Origin of the sequence: Pedobacter heparinus (assembly GCF_032678725.1) — a bacterium.
In the GTDB taxonomy this organism is placed as follows: Bacteria; Bacteroidota; Bacteroidia; order Sphingobacteriales; family Sphingobacteriaceae; genus Pedobacter; species Pedobacter heparinus_A.
The window spans coordinates 1-16,399 of the sequence record NZ_JAVTSC010000005.1 but is presented as its reverse complement, the minus strand read 5'-3'; the positions used below and the strand labels follow the sequence as shown (position 1 = coordinate 16,399).

Below are 16,399 nucleotides of genomic sequence, written 5' to 3'. Positions count from 1 at the left end.
ATGTGTAAAGCCAAGACAGCGATACTATCTGAACCTCATCAAAAAAAAATAAAAATAATATTATGATTGTTATAAATTTTATATTATGTTTATATAATCAAACAGCAAATAAGAAGTTTGATTTTTTTTAAACCAGCATATTCTAACCAAATATACTTTTACAAAAGAGCCCGATATTTTTCGGGCTTTTTTTTACAAACCGCTCCTAAATCTACTATCCTGTTCAGCTGAATAACATATAGGTGTTTTATAGGTGTACCATACCTGTTTGCTAGGTATAATACACCTGTTAAATGCGGCTTTTACTGATAAAATACACCTTTTCTGACCCCATCGTTTGAATCCATAAAATTGTGTTTGTACATCTGGATTGTCGAATACAAAAAACAAAGATAATTTGGAAAAATTAATGCGGACAGGAAAATAGTTCTTAGCTTTAAGAACTCGACACGGTGGTTACCCGGTAATTTATGCTGAAGAAGATTTTCATTTTTATTCTTTTAACAATTTCTATTCTTACCGTTTCGGCACAAAAAGCAAATATACGGGGCTTTGTTGCAGATACCCTGGAAAAAAGAAAGCTGGAACACAGTACAATTTTACTAATCCGATCATCAGATTCCATATTGGTAAAAACAAGCAGAGCAGACAGAAATGGAAAATTCGAGCTCAGAAATCTGCTGAAGGGAGATTATAAAATACTAATATCCTATCCTAAAATGGCCGATTACATTCGTAATCTGCGCTTATCTGACAGTTCAAATATAGATTTAGGTTCCATCAATATGGAATTGAAATCTAAGGTTTTAAACGAAGTTATTATCCAGGCAAAAAGTGCTGTACGGATGAAGGGCGATACATTGGTTTTTCAGGCTGACAGCTTTGCTGTCAGAACGAATGCCAATGTGCAGGAGCTTTTAAAAAGGTTACCAGGCATAGATGTAGATAAAAACGGAACCATCAAAGCCCAGGGAAAATTGGTAAAAACTGTATTGGTTGATGGAGATGAATTTTTTGGAGATGACCCCCTGCTTGCTACTAAATACCTGAAGGCAAATGCAGTGGATGAAATACAGGTTTACGATAAAAAAAGTAAAAGTTCTGATCTTACCGGAATAGACGATGGTATAAAAAACAAAACCATTAATATTAAGTTAAAAGAAAATGCCAGAAATGGCTATCTTTCTACCGTCGATCTGAATTCAAACATGCATAACCTTGGAGATTACGGCGGTATGATGGGGCTTTTTAAAAACAAACTAAAGGCTGCCATCTATGGCAATTATTCCAGCTTAAATAATGAATCTAAGATCAATAACTCCATGCGGAAGCTAAAAGGAGAGGAATATGATGTGATTGAAGTCGGTGATGATGGCAGTTCAATTATGTACGCTTCTGGCAGCGATGATGACGACGATTATATTTCTGCATCGGGTGGCTTACCAAACAACCTGAGTCTTGGCGCATATTATTCCGATAAATTTAACGAGAATAAAATGGGCATTAAAGTTAATTTTAAAAGCTTTGACAACAATAATATTAACCATACAACAGCAAATGCACAGGAATTACTACCCAATGAAACCATTTTTTTAAGTGCGGGAAAAACAGATAACAACACCAGTATCACCGGCGAGTCTTTAAAAGGTACATACAACTACAACATCGATCTGCAATCCACCTTAAAAGTATCATTTGGACTCAGTAAGAGCAGGAACGAAAGTAGTTCTGTAAGCAGCAATGAGACACGCACCAGCAATGGCTTTTTTATCAGCAAGAATAGCCAGGAAAATACCGGACAAGGAAACAGCGAAACCTTTAACGGAAATATCAATTGGTCAAAAAGATTTAAAAAGAAGGGCCGGACGCTTTCTATAGATCTGCAACCCGAAAGCCAGACTATTAAAAGTACAGAAAACAGCTCTAACCTTACCAATTACTTTGACAGCAATGGCATACTGGACAGAATTGAAGATATTGACCTTAGAAAAAGGAATAGCGGAAATCAAAACTCACTAGGCACCAGAGTGAACTATACCGATCGCATCTCTAAAAGATGGACACTTGAAGCTGGTTATAGCTTTAAGACTATTTCCTCAGGTAGCAACCGCCTGGTTTTCGATAATATAGGAACTGATGCCAGAAAAATTGACTCATTGAGTAACAATTTTAAATTTATAAACTTTTCCAATGTTGGAAAAATGATCCTGCAGTACAGTTATGACAATTTCTCCATATCAAGCGGACTGGAAGCTACACAGACCAATTTTGAATTGAAGGATCTGGATCAGCAAACAGATTTTCAAAGGAACTACCTTAACCTCTCGCCCAGAACCAATATATTTTATAAAGTTAATGCCGGCACCACTCTGGCTGTAAATTATAATGGCTACATGCAGCAACCAAGTATAGATCAGCTACAACCGGTAAGACAGATCAACAATCCCTTGTACCAGATTATTGGAAATTCTGCATTAAGACCCTCATTTACCAATAGTTTTGGAATATCCTACAACAGCTTTCAGTTTAAATCAGATCAATATATATCTGCTTACTTTAACTATGGTTTTACCAATAACGCGATCGTAAGTACAGAACTCGTTGATGAATTCAACAAAAGGATATCCAGCTTTGTTAACGCCAGTGGTAACAACTCCATTAGTGGAAACCTCAGCTATTCCAAAGGCTTCATTAAATCACACCTGCGCTTTGGCATCGATCTGGGTATAAACAGGTCAAATACGATTGCCATTATAAACGCTACCCAGAACAAAGCAGCAAACACACAATACAACTTAAGGGGATCGTTAAATTACTATACACAGAAAATAGAATTCAGCTATATACCATCAGCCTCTTTGATGACGGGAAAATCATCTATCGGAGAAATTGACGATGGCAGAAATGTTACCCATAACCATGAATTTTCAGGAACACTGCAATTGCCGCTTAAATTCGAATTTAATACTTCCTTTTCTCTGGCCTTTCGTCCTGCAAACGCCTCATTTGGACAAGATATAAATACCGCCATATGGAACAGCTATTTATCAACCAAGTTACTTAAAAGTGAGGCGCTTGAAATTAAATTATCCGTTACCGATATCCTGAACCAGAGAATCGGATACAATAGATTTGCTGGAGGTAACCTCACGAGTGAAGATACCTTCAGCTATATTCCGCGTTATGTGTTGATTGGGTTAAACTGGAATATAAGTGGTAATTTTATCAAAAAAACCACTGAAAAACGATAGATGAACCTAAAAGCCCTTGTTTTACTACTGTTATGGATTCCATTTCCAGACCTTAAAGCGCAGGAAGTATTTATTACTTATGGCAAAATTACGTTTGAAAAAAAAATCAATGTGATCAGGAGTCTGGGCAACTCAACAGTTCCCGAAGAAGCCAAGGCAAAAATGCAGAAATACGCGACCAGTGAATGGCAATTTATTTTTGACCAGAACAGTTCTTTGTTTAAACCAGAAAAAAAAGAAGATCGGGATAACAACACCAGCTTTTTCCCCTTTTCATTGGGCAGACAAACCAACGAAATTTATACGGATTACAGCAAAAACCAACGCATATTAAAGCGCAACATTATGGACGACGATTACTTGCTATCGGATACTATCCCCCATTTGGATTGGAAAATCATGCACGAGCTCAGAAATATTGCCGGTTACGAATGCAGAAAAGCAATTGGAGTAATTTACGATAGTGTATATGTAGTTGCCTTTTATACAGATGAAATTTTACTGCGAGGGGGGCCTGAAGGATTTACCGGATTACCGGGCGTGATTTTGGGGCTGGCTATACCCCGTTACAACACCACCTGGTTTGCTACAAAAGTAGAAAGCTTTACCAATCACCAGTCAGAAATTGTGCCGCCATCAAAAGGGAAAAAGATAGAAACAGCCAAAGATTTAAAAAAACTGGTCGAATTATTTACCCGCTACGATGTCGATAAAAAAGAAAAAACAGAGGAAACCAGGAAAAGGCTTTATGGTTTTACACTCTAACATTTTCTATGATAAGATTTTAAACCTTTTTTTATCAATAGGGAATATTTATAAAAATTGCCTCCCCGCTTCAGTTTTATTTGCTAACTTTGTATCCCGTACAAAAACAATAAGACAGCAATTTAATTACTGCTTTATTTCAGAAAATCACAAACATGACTAAGTATATTTTTGTTACGGGCGGTGTTACTTCCTCATTAGGCAAGGGCATCATCTCCGCTTCATTAGCCAAGTTATTACAAGCACGCGGCTATAGTGTTACCATCCAAAAGTTCGATCCTTACATCAATATTGATCCGGGAACATTAAACCCTTACGAGCATGGGGAATGCTACGTTACCGAAGATGGTGCAGAAACAGATCTTGACCTTGGCCACTATGAGCGCTTTTTAAACGTTGCCACTTCACAGGCAAACAACATTACCACCGGACGCATTTATCAAAATGTAATCAATAAAGAAAGACAAGGGGAATATCTGGGCAAAACCGTTCAGGTGGTTCCGCACATCACCGATGAGATTAAAAGAAACATGCGTATACTGGGCGAAACCGGCCAATACGACATTGTAATTACCGAACTGGGTGGAACAGTTGGTGATATTGAATCTCTGCCATTCATAGAGGCTGTACGCCAGTTTAAATGGGAAGAAGGAGCACACAATGCCATCGTTATCCACTTAACCCTGATTCCTTACCTTGCAGCTGCTGGAGAGTTAAAAACCAAACCGACACAACACTCTGTTAAAGCATTACTGGAATACGGTATCCAGCCAGATATTCTGGTTTGCCGTTCGGAACGATCTATTTCTTTGGATATCCGTAAAAAAATAGCCTTGTTCTGTAATGTAAATGTAAATGCAGTAATCGAATCTCTTGATGCTTCTACCATTTACGACGTTCCACTTTTAATGATGAAGGAGCAGCTGGACAAAACTGTATTGAGCAAACTTAAACTGGCGCAAAAAAATGAACCGGATATGGAGCGCTGGAAGGAATTCCTTGGCCGCTTAAAAAACCCGACTTCTGAAGTAAAAATTGGTTTGGTTGGTAAATATGTGGAATTACCTGATGCTTATAAATCTATCATTGAGTCTTTTATACATGCAGGATCTAAAAACGAATGCAAAGTAAAAGTAGAGTACATTCACTCTGAAGCAATCTATCCGGACACTGCCAAAGAACGTCTTGCCCATTTGGATGGTGTGCTGGTTGCACCTGGCTTCGGCAGCAGAGGAATTGAAGGAAAAATAGATACCATTCAATATGTAAGGGAAAACAATGTTCCATTTTTTGGAATCTGTTTGGGCATGCAGTGTGCTGTAATTGAATTCGGCAGGAATGTACTCGGTTTGACCGGGGCAAACACTACAGAAATTGATGAAGCAACTGTACATCCTGTCATCAACATGATGGAAGATCAGAAAAGCATTACAGCTAAAGGTGGAACGATGCGTCTGGGTTCCTATCCATGTGACCTTAAAAAAGGTACAAAAGCCTATTCTGCTTATGGAAAAACACACATTACAGAACGCCACAGACATCGTTATGAGTTTAACAGTGCCTATCTGGAGCAGTATGAAGAGGCTGGCATGATCGCTTCCGGAGTAAATCCGGAAAGTAAACTGGTCGAAATTGTAGAGCTTAAAAATCATCCTTTCTTTGTTGGAGGACAGTTTCACCCCGAATTAAAATCAACAGTTGCTAATCCTCACCCACTTTTTGTTAAATTTGTCGCCGCTGCGATGGAGTTTGCGAAGAAGAAAACAAAATAATACGCGTTTAATTAACAATAATGGATAGAAATACGTTTACAGGATTATTCCTGATCATGATCGTTTTAGCCGGTTCTTTTTATTTTTTTAAGCCAAGTGAGGCTGAAATAAAAAAAGAACAGGAAAGAATTACTGCTGACTCGGCTAAAAAGGCCGGAGTTGTCAATACTCCCGCACCTATTGTAGCTGCTGCTGTTGCAGCTACACCTGTTGTTGATTCAGCAGCTTTAAATGGTCCGTTTGGAGCAAACATTACCGGAACGGCACAAACAAGTGTACTTGAAAATGAAAATTTAAAACTGACGCTGACCAATAAAGGCGGTAAAATTTTGTCAGTTGAAGTTAAAGGGCATCAAACCTATAATGGAAAACCTGTAATTTTATTTGATGGAGATCAGAATAAATTTGGTTTAAACTTAAACATCCGCGGTAAAATTGTAAGTACAAACGATCTTTATTTTACCGTGGTACCTGGCAATGGTCTGGTTACCATGCGGGCCAATTATTCGGCCGATAAGTACATTGAATATAGTTATAATTTAAAGCCAGGCAGCAGTCAGGTTAGTTTTAACATAAATTTAAACGGCTTAAACCAGGTTATTCAAAATAATACCATTGCTTTAAACTGGGAAGCCACCTTGCTTGAACAGGAAAAATCAGGCAAAAAAGAACAGGAACATTCTGCTCCTTACTATAAGTATGCAGACAAGAATCCTGATCACCTGAGCATAGCCAAAGATGAGAAAGAAGAACTAAAAGAAGGAAAAATTGAATGGATCTCTTTTAAACAACAGTTTTTCTCAGCAGCTTTGGTACCTAAAGATGGATTTGAAAAAGGAGATCTTGAAGTTAAAGTAAGTACCGAGCCAGGAAAAATTAAATGGTATGGTGCCAATATGGTCCTGCCTTTTAACCAGCTTGCCGCACAAAGCTATGCCATGGTTTTCTATTTCGGGACCAACAAATTCGATACGTTGAAAGCACAGGGTTACGAACTGGAAAAACAGGTAGATATGGGCTACTGGCCGCTTAAGTATATCAACCGGTTTATTGTATTGCCAGTGTTTAAATTTCTGGAAAGCTTTGACTGGAGCTACGGCGTAATTATTTTACTGCTAACCATCGCGTTAAAAGTGGCCATGTCTCCGCTTACCTATAAATCATACCTTTCCATGGCTAAAATGAGGATATTGAAGCCGGAAATGGATGTGATTAAAGCTAAAGTTGGTGATGATAACCCTACCCTTTTACAACAGGAATATTTAAAACTTTATAAACAGGTGGGCGTAAACCCACTTGGAGGCTGTTTACCAATGCTCTTACAACTGCCTTTTGTAATGGCCTTCTTCTTCTTCTTCCCTAATTTATTTGAGCTAAGAGGTGAATCATTCTTGTGGATGAAAGATCTCTCTACCTACGATGATTTCATCAAATTTGGCTTTACCATCCCTTTTATTGGTGATCACCTGAGTTTGATGTGTGTGCTAATGACCATCTCTACGCTGATCTATACTTATTTCAATAACCAGATATCAGGGGCAACGGGACAAATGAAGTATATTGGTTATATCATGCCAATTATCTTCCTGGGCGTACTGAACAGCTACCCTTCAGGATTAAACTACTACTACTTCCTGGCTAACATGTTGACTTTTGCTCAGCAATTCCTGATCAAAACAATGGTTGATGATGAAAAGATCCACAGAACATTGCAGGAAAATAAAGCAAAACCGGTAGAAAAGAAAAAGAAATCTGGATTCAGTGCCAAATTAGAAGACTATATGCGCCAGCAACAACAAGCAGCCGCACAACAAAAAAAGAATAAGTAAAATTATTTTTTGATAAAAGAAGCCATATCATGTAAAATGATATGGCTTCTTTGTTTACCATCTTCTATCAAACCGGCCCTGCAATTGTAAAAATTGACATACAATAACTATTTGTAACATTTTTTTTAGACTTTTATCACTGACATGGCACGAAGCCAGCTACTCCAATTTTATGTATAGATTTTTAAGCATTACCCTCCTTCTTTTTTCAAGTTTAACTTATGCCCAAAAGAAACCCTTAAACCATACGGTATACGACAGCTGGGAATCAGTGGGCACAAAACAGCTGTCAAATAATGGCATATGGGCTGCTTACTCCATCGTAAAACAAGAAGGTGACGGAACCTTATATCTAAACAATCTTTTAACAAATACCAAAGTTAACATAGCCAGGGGCACGAACCTGTTATTTAGTACAGATTCAAAATATGCCGCTTTGGTGATCAAGCCGCAATTTAAAGACATCCGTGAAAGCCGGATAAAAAAGAAAAAACCAAATGAGATGACCAAAGATTCTCTTTGTATTATCGATCTTGGCAATCAGGCTATAAAAAAAATAGCCAGCGTAAAATCCTATAAAATCCCTGAAAAAGGTACTTCATGGATAGCCTATCTGCTGGAAAAACCTGTAGACACCTCCAAAAAAGCAAAAACAGATGAACCGGATACCAAGGCCAAACAGGAAGGTACCGATCTGGTAGTAAAAAACTTACTCACAGGCGTGGAACGTACCTTTAATTATGTAAGTGATTACAGCTTTAATAAAAACGGCAAACAACTGGTTTTTGCCTGTACCGGATCAAAAAAAGATAAAACAGCGGCAGAAGGCGTATTCCTTTTCCATACAGAAAAAGGCACTGTAAATACATTGGTAAAGGGCAAAGGCAATTTTAAAAATTTCCTTTTTAATGATGACGGTGAATACCTTGTTTTTTTAGGTGAAAAAAACCCGGAGAAAAAAGAAATCAAAGATTTCAATATTTATTATAATTCTCCAAGCCTGGATACCGCACAGATCCTGGTAGATAATGCCATTACCGGAATGCCAGCTAAATGGGCAGTTAGTGGCGATGGTAAACTGAATTTCAGTAAGGATGGCAATAAGCTATATTTTGGTATTGCCCCTGTCAAAAAACCAAAGGATACTACGCTGGTAGACTTTGAAAATGCCAAACTCGATATTTGGGGCTATAAAGATGACTATCTGCAACCTATGCAGCTCAAAAATATGGAAACCGAGCTAAAAAGATCTTACTTATCTGTTATGGAAATATTTAACAGTGACCCAAAGATTGTTCCATTAGCAGATACAAAACTTCCTGACGCGATTCCTGTAGCTGAAGGTAACGCCAACTTTGCACTTGCTTACACAGATTATGGCAAAAGGATCCAGTCACAATGGACGGCCAGTTCTATCAGAGATTATTATTTAATAGACACCAAAACCGGTACAAGAAAAAAAATCATTGAAGGCCTTTCCGGTTTTGCCATTGCCTCACCTGCCGGAAAATATGTGCTCTATTTTGACAAAAAGACGGCCAACTGGTATACCTACAATATACTTACCACAAAGGTTACCCATTTAAACAATGGCTTAAACATTAAATTTGCAGATGAAGAAAACGATGTTCCTGATGATCCTTCAGCCTATGGGGCTGCCGCCTGGACAGAAGACGATAAAGCCATTCTGATTTATGATAGATACGATATATGGGAATTTTCTCCCGATGGAAAAAATGAGCCTAAAAATATCACCAACGGATTTGGGCGCCAAAACAAGATCACCTTCCGTTATGAAAAATTAGATCCCGAAAGCAGGTTTTTAAGCAAAAGGGGAAACATCTGGCTTAATGCCTTTAACAACCTTACCAAAGAAAGCGGTTTTTATAAAAAAGACATTGACAATACTAAAAACCCGGAACTGGTAGTGATGGAGAAAATGAAATATTCCAGTCTGATTAAGGCGCGGGATGCGGAGCATTTAATTTTTGACAAAGGAAATTACACCACCTCTCCAAATGTATTCGTATCCTCAGATATGAAAACCCAGGTAAAACTGAGCAGCACCAACCCTCAGCAGCAAAACTACAACTGGGGTACCGCAGAGCTCGTAAAATGGACTACACCTAAAGGCTATCCCGCAGAAGGCATACTTTATAAGCCGGAAAACTTTGACCCGGCAAAAAAATATCCGATGATCGCTTATTTCTACGAGAAACTGTCGGATGGGTTGTATACTTATCAGGCACCGGCCCCCACCCCATCCAGATTAAACATTACTTACTTTGTAAGTAACGGATACCTGGTATTTACTCCAGACATCAGTTACGAAAACGGTTACCCAGGTCGCTCTGCAGAAGAATTTATCAACTCAGGGGTTGAAGCATTAAAGAAAAACAGCTGGGTAGATACCACTAAAATAGGCATACAAGGGCAAAGTTGGGGCGGTTACCAGGTGGCTCACCTGATCACAAGAACAAATATGTACGCAGCGGCATGGGCTGGTGCCCCTGTAGTGAACATGACTTCGGCTTATGGCGGGATGCGCTGGGACAGTGGGATGAACAGACAATTTCAGTATGAAAAAACTCAGAGCCGGATTGGCGCTACTTTATGGGAAAAACCAGAATTGTATATAGAAAATTCGCCCTTATTTAAGTTACCCAACGTAACCACGCCAGTTGTGATTATGTCAAATGATGCTGACGGCGCCGTGCCATGGTATCAGGGCATTGAAATGTTTACCGGCTTAAAAAGATTGGGCAAGCCAGCCTGGCTGTTAAATTACAATAGCGAAGCCCATAATTTAATGCAACGCCAAAATAGAAAAGACATACAAATTCGTGAACAGCAATTTTTCGACTACTATTTAAAGGGTGCAAAAGCACCGGTATGGATGGTAAATGGCATACCTGCGACAGAAAAAGGCAAAACATGGGGATTTGAACTGACAGATGAAAAACCTTAATACAAAAACCACATTTAAACTCTTTTTAAAAGTTGAAATAATATTATCTTTTAAAAACGGGATATTAGAATCAAAACTTTAAATTTAAGACCTGAACTAAATCATTTTTAATGGCATTAAGCAGAATCTGGTCGGCTTTTATCGTAATCGCAATTGTAGTAGCAAGTATAAAGTGTTTCTTTTTTGGACAAAGTGAAATCTTTAACTGGATGATCATCGGTAAGGCAGATGATGCTGCAAATCCTTTGAAATTAGATGGTGTTATCGAAACCTGCTGGACAGCCGTAAATATATGTTTGAAACTGATAGGCATAATGGCGCTGTTTATGGGCTTTATGAGTATTGCGGAAAAAGCAGGTGGCATCAGGTTGCTATCAAGAATTATCAGTCCTTTTTTCTCTAAATTATTTCCAGACGTACCAAAAGGACATCCTGCTACAGGCCACATGGTGATGAATTTTTCAGCAAATTTACTGGGGCTGGATAATGCGGCTACGCCATTTGGCTTAAAGGCCATGGAGAGCTTACAGGAACTGAATCCCAGCAAAGATGTCGCCTCTAATGCGCAAATCATGTTTTTATGTTTGCATGCCTCTGGCCTTACACTTATTCCCGTAAGCATCATCGCCATCAGGGCTTCTTTAAATTCAAGCAACCCCACAGAAATTTTTATCCCTTGCATGATTGCTACTTTTGTGGCCACTATGGCAGCTATGCTGATCGTTTCTTTTAAACAGAAGATCAACGTTTTTCAGCCGGCGATATTGGCCTGGGTACTGGGTATATCTGCAGTAATTGCCTCCCTGGTTTTATACCTGATTACCTTAAATACAAAGGAGCTGCAGTCTTTTTCGGGCATATTAAGCAATGGCTTGCTGCTGCTGATTTTTTTACTCATCGTACTGGGTGGTATTTATAAAAACATAGACGTATTTGATGCCTTTATAGATGGTGCCAAAGGTGGATTTGAAACAGCCATAAGAATTATCCCCTACCTGGTAGGAATGCTTATTGCCATTTCGTTACTTCGTACCAGCGGAACTTTTGACATTATTATCAACGCGCTGAAACATGTTTGCACGATACTTGGAGCCGATTCAAGATTTATAGACGGGATACCTACGGCATTGATCAGGCCATTAAGTGGCGGTGGTGCAAGAGGTATGATGGTTGACACGATAACTACACATGGTGCCGATTCCTTTGCCGGCAGATTATCAAGCATTCTTCAAGGTTCTTCTGATACTACTTTTTATGTGGTTGCTGTTTATTTCGGTGCCGTAAATATTAAAAATACCCGCTATGCAATTGGTGCAATGTTACTTGCGGACCTGGTTGGTGTTTGTACCGCTATCGGACTATGTTATATGTTTTTTGGTTAACAGCATACTTCCAAATAAAAAGAGCTGCTTTATGCAGCTCTTTTTATTTGATCGATTATTTACAGTACTGTATACTTTATTGGGCCATTGAAAAACTAATAGGGATATTATATTTTACACGCACTGCTTTTCCATTTTGAATGCCTGGCATCCATTTAGGGCTTGCTTTTAAAACTCTTAGGGCTTCCTCATCTGTACCATAGCCCAATTTTCTTTCTATCTTAATATCAGTAAGCACTCCACTTTTCTCGATAATAAAAGAGAGGAATACCTTACCCTGCAGATTGATCTCCTGGGCAGCAGCAGGATACCTTATAGCTTTTGACAGATAGGCATAGAATTTGTCCATTCCGCCAGGAAAAGTAGGTTGTACTTCAAGTGCATAAAATACATCATATACAGTATTATCTTCTGTTGCAATAGCGTCTTTTGGTCCTTTTCCAGTTGGCCCTTCTATAACAATCACACCGTCCAGTTCACCAATAACATTTTTCTGCCCTGGGGTCGCGTCTTTTAATTCACTGATCTGAACAGGATCTATATCTTTTACCAGGTTATCCTCAACAACTTTAGGCGGAAGAAATTTAACCTGATCCTGCTTTGCAGGAGGTGGTTCAATTGCTGCCGGTGGTGGCATTTCAGGATTTATTGGGGGAGGCGACTGAAGTGTAAGATCTATTATTTTATCAGGTACCACATCAACTGTATCGTTTCCCTTAATTAAACTAATGATCTTAGGTGATAAAAAGAGCAGGATAAACAGTGATCCCGCGATAAAAAGTGCCCTAACTGTATCTGATGAATTTTGTCTCCTGAGCGCATAGGCGCCATAGGTTTTGTTTTTTTGATCAAATACTACATCCAGCCATTCATTGCCAAATAAATCGATTTTTGAACCTAACATTGCTTTAGAATTTAGAAGGTTAATACCATAACATTTAAAGTATGGATGCTAAATTCCTGGTCATTCCATAAGCGATAAAAAATAATGCTATTAAAATACCCTTGGGCAAATGAATGATCTGGGTACGCGGCCAAAGGTTAAGCCCAAAGTTAATTCATGAGAGCCATTCTGATTACTGCCAAGCTTGCTGGTTACATGATCATAAGAATAGCCCATGCGGAATCGTTCCGTAACAAACACCTGCACAATACCCGAGATTGAATTTTGCTTGCTAAGGTTAAGTTGTTCGTATTGTTTTTTCCATAAGCCAAAACCTGTTCTGTAAGAGCCTCCTAACCAGAGTTTATCATTAAATATGGCCATAACATTCAGATCAGCACTTGTAGGCCCTCTAAAATCTTCTTTGATCATCAGGCTTGGTCGTAGCCTTACATCAGGAGAGATGTTAGCCAGGGCCCCGCCAATGAGGTAAGCATGCCGGCTACGCACAATGTTAAAGGAACCTGAAGGGACAGTACTGTTCACGTCAGCGCCTGAAAAAGCATCCATCAGGGAAACACCCAGATACCAAAAATCAGAATTATAATATATACCCAGGCGCACATCTGGTACAATCCGGTTATCACTGCCATCTGCCAATGCCTGATCGCCTTGCTCAGAAGTCCGGATCATATCCCCTTTCAGGCTATATTGTGCAACGCCAATCCCTATTCCAAAACTTAACCGCTGTGTATCATCCTGGTTAAGCTGTAACCTATAGGCATAATTTGCAGTTGCCGAAGTAGTAAATTGAGGTCCTATCTTATCAGAAGTAATCTGGAAACCAAGCCCCATTTTCCTGTCCCGGGGATCTACAATTCCATCAATAGAAATTGTACCCGTTTGTGGAGCACCTTCTACCCCAACCCATTGAGATCGTAAGGCAAGCTGGGCAAACCATTCTTCCTTATACCCCGCATAGGCAGGATTTACACTTAAACTATTAAATACATATTGAGAGAACTGGATGTTCTGCTGCGCAATGCACCGCCCCGCAAGCATGCAGAAGAGATACGAGAGAACGACTAAACACTTTACAGTTTTCATTATTTATATTTTTATCTTTTTATCAATATCCAGCTCCGTCTCGATTCTTCCTTAGCTCCGGTTCTTAGTTTCAACACATAGAAATAAGTACCATCGTTTAAGCCATTGCCATCCCATTCATTTTTGTAATTGTTATTTTTATAAACCTCATCTCCCCATCTGTTGTAAACAAAAAGACTTACACCCTCGTAATTTTCCAGACCTGTTATCAGGAAGGTATCATTCTTACCATCCCCATTAGGGGTAAACGTATTTGGGATATCCAGATCCGGAGGCGCAACATTAATGGTAACTATCGCAATATTTGACGATAAGCCATTTGCATCATCTACCTTATACGTAAACTTCTCTATACCGAAAAATCCTTTATTTGGTTTATACACTACTTTTCCATCTTTATTAAGCAATAATTTTCCGTTTGAAGGCTGGCTTTTCACTTCTAATGTTGCCGCGTTTAAAGGGAAGAGCGCAGGGCGATCATTGTTTATTACCGGCACGGCTACCTCTGCTTCTGCCATGGTACTGGCATAATCATCTATGGCGATTGGATATCTTGTGATATCGATTACCGTAGGATCGTCATTATTTTCGGCAGTGCCCGAGACATCTGTAACCCGGTTTCCTGTTTTTGTAAATCCTGCTGCCGTTGCTGTATTGCTAACACTACCCGCAATCTTTTCTTCATTGGTGATGGTATATTCCGCTGTACCAGTTGTTGAAGCTCCTGGTGCAAGCGTAGTTTGTTTTAAGGCAATTAACACTGGGATTTTAGGATCTTTTACTGCAAGATTATATAAGGTCACATTTCCATTATTAATGATGCTGAAGGTATAAGTCATGGTTTTAAACCCTCGGTTCATGGCCCCTGTTTTCAGCAATGCTATTGACGGATTGATATTGATGCCCACCTCGGCAACAGCTGATTTTGATTGTGGGTATGCCTGCGAACTTACTGTTGCAGTATTGATAATTTTCCCGGTATTGGCTGCGGGGATTCCATTCAGATCAAGATCATTTTGCGTAACTGTATAAGTTCCTCTGTAAGTCCAGCTTTCATCTTTTTCCAGTATGCCATTCCCGTTGTCGCCGGTTGGTTGAGTAAGTGACCCTCCCAGTAATGGATCGTTAACCAATACGTTGTAGTGATTTGCGTTCCCTGTATTGCTAACAGTAATGGTGTAATTAATGTGATCACCAACTGCTGAGACCACATTTTTATCTGCTGTTTTGCTGATGGAAATATCCACACAGGCTGGTATCCGAACACTGATTTTAAATGCCGGGCCCGCACAGCCTCCAGTTTCGGCTGTTGGAGTTACCATGTACACTACAGTTTGCTCCGTGGTTGAGGTATTAATCAGTGTTGCATTCAGGATTTTTCCGGAACCATTAACTGCACCTGACATAGTTGAATTGACAGTCCAGGTAAAGTTTGCTGCAACTGCATTACCTCCTTTTAGGGTATTGTTTACATTTTTTGCCTGCAGGTTATAGCTAAATGAAGATTGCGAACAGCTTAATGAATTGATGTTGTCGTCAAAGCCTTTTGGTACACGATTTACAGTAACCTTTGTTAAAGCTGATATGGTACTGGCACAACCGGTTTCATTCGTAACTTTTACGGTATAGTCACCAATCTGGTTTACATCCAGGGTTTTCCCCGTTGCACCCGGAAGGAGTGTTCCGTTTTTGTACCATTGGTTTCCGTTTTCGGATGAAGAGGTTAGGGTGACGATTCCACCTTCACAAAATGTAGTGGCGCCTGCCGGCGAAATAGCCGGTATTTCTGGATACAGGCTTGCCGTTACCGGAATAGCAGCTGATGGAAGGCTGCTACATCCGTTTGCATTGGTTACAATTGTAAAATATGATCCGGTTGCTGTTGCAGTATAGGTTTTATTGGTTGCCCCAGGTATTGGATTACCGTCTTTGTACCACTGGTTGCCGGTTAATGTACTGGAGATTAGTTTTACAGAACTACCAATACAGAATATCGTGTTACTTTCCGCTGTTACTGTAGGCGTTGTTGGCAATGGGTTTACTGTAACCGGAACCGCTGCAGAAGCAGGGCTTGAGCAGGTATTGCTATTGGTTACCACAACGGTATAATTGCCGGTTTCAGTAGCCGTATAAGTTTGGCCAGTACCATTAACTGTAATAGCTATCCCATCCTTGTACCACTGGTTGCCGGTATTTGATGAAGAAGTCAGCACTACTGAACCACCAATACAGAAGGTTGTTCCTGTAGCAGCAGCTGTAACTGTTGGCTGGTCTGGCAATGGGTTGACTGTAACCGGAACCGCTGCTGAAGCTGGGCTTGGGCAGGTATTGCCATCGGTAACTACCACGGTGTAATTACCAGTTGCTGTAGCGGTATAAGTTTTGGCAGTACCGTTTATTGTAATCGCTACCCCATCCTTGTACCACTGGTTGCCTGTAGCG

Annotated in this window: 9 protein-coding genes; 6 read left to right on the top strand and 3 right to left on the bottom strand. The window is 39.6% G+C overall.

All coding sequences use genetic code 11. The annotated features are described in order from the left end of the window. The first annotated feature begins 470 nt into the window (after positions 1 to 470). From R2Q85_RS09305 to R2Q85_RS09280, 6 genes are all read left to right on the top strand, one after another. Positions 471 to 3,251, top strand: coding sequence for an outer membrane beta-barrel protein (locus tag R2Q85_RS09305; RefSeq protein WP_316811499.1), 2,781 nt, complete (start codon positions 471 to 473; stop codon positions 3,249 to 3,251). After that, positions 3,252 to 4,016: a GLPGLI family protein gene (locus R2Q85_RS09300; RefSeq protein WP_316811498.1), complete on the top strand. Its 765-nt coding sequence runs from the start codon at positions 3,252 to 3,254 to the stop codon at positions 4,014 to 4,016. It begins immediately after the preceding gene. Positions 4,017 to 4,171: 155 nt separating this feature from the next. Next, positions 4,172 to 5,788 carry a CTP synthase gene (locus tag R2Q85_RS09295; RefSeq protein WP_316811497.1) on the top strand — a complete coding sequence of 539 codons (1,617 nt, stop codon included), beginning with the start codon at positions 4,172 to 4,174 and terminating at the stop codon, positions 5,786 to 5,788. Between the two features lie 20 nt (positions 5,789 to 5,808). After that, positions 5,809 to 7,617 (top strand): membrane protein insertase YidC, encoded by a 1,809-nt coding sequence (gene yidC / locus R2Q85_RS09290; protein ID WP_316811496.1) that lies wholly within the window; start codon positions 5,809 to 5,811, stop codon positions 7,615 to 7,617. Between the two features lie 172 nt (positions 7,618 to 7,789). Continuing rightward, positions 7,790 to 10,585: an alpha/beta hydrolase family protein gene (locus R2Q85_RS09285; RefSeq protein WP_316811495.1), complete on the top strand. Its 2,796-nt coding sequence runs from the start codon at positions 7,790 to 7,792 to the stop codon at positions 10,583 to 10,585. A 110-nt stretch (positions 10,586 to 10,695) separates the two neighbouring features. Beyond that, positions 10,696 to 11,967, top strand: a complete 1,272-nt coding sequence (locus R2Q85_RS09280; RefSeq protein WP_316811494.1) for a nucleoside recognition domain-containing protein — start codon at positions 10,696 to 10,698, stop codon at positions 11,965 to 11,967. Positions 11,968 to 12,043: 76 nt separating this feature from the next. Here R2Q85_RS09280 and R2Q85_RS09275 read toward each other — a convergent pair whose 3' ends face one another. The 3 genes from R2Q85_RS09275 to R2Q85_RS09265 form a co-directional block, all read right to left on the bottom strand. Further along, positions 12,044 to 12,871 (bottom strand): TonB family protein, encoded by an 828-nt coding sequence (locus R2Q85_RS09275; protein ID WP_316811493.1) that lies wholly within the window; start codon positions 12,869 to 12,871, stop codon positions 12,044 to 12,046. 90 nt (positions 12,872 to 12,961) lie between these two features. Next, positions 12,962 to 13,957 carry a type IX secretion system membrane protein PorP/SprF gene (locus tag R2Q85_RS09270; RefSeq protein ID WP_316811492.1) on the bottom strand — a complete coding sequence of 332 codons (996 nt, stop codon included), beginning with the start codon at positions 13,955 to 13,957 and terminating at the stop codon, positions 12,962 to 12,964. An 11-nt stretch (positions 13,958 to 13,968) separates the two neighbouring features. Beyond that, on the bottom strand, positions 13,969 to 16,399 hold a 2,431-nt coding region (locus tag R2Q85_RS09265; RefSeq protein ID WP_316811491.1), incomplete at its 5' end, for a gliding motility-associated C-terminal domain-containing protein.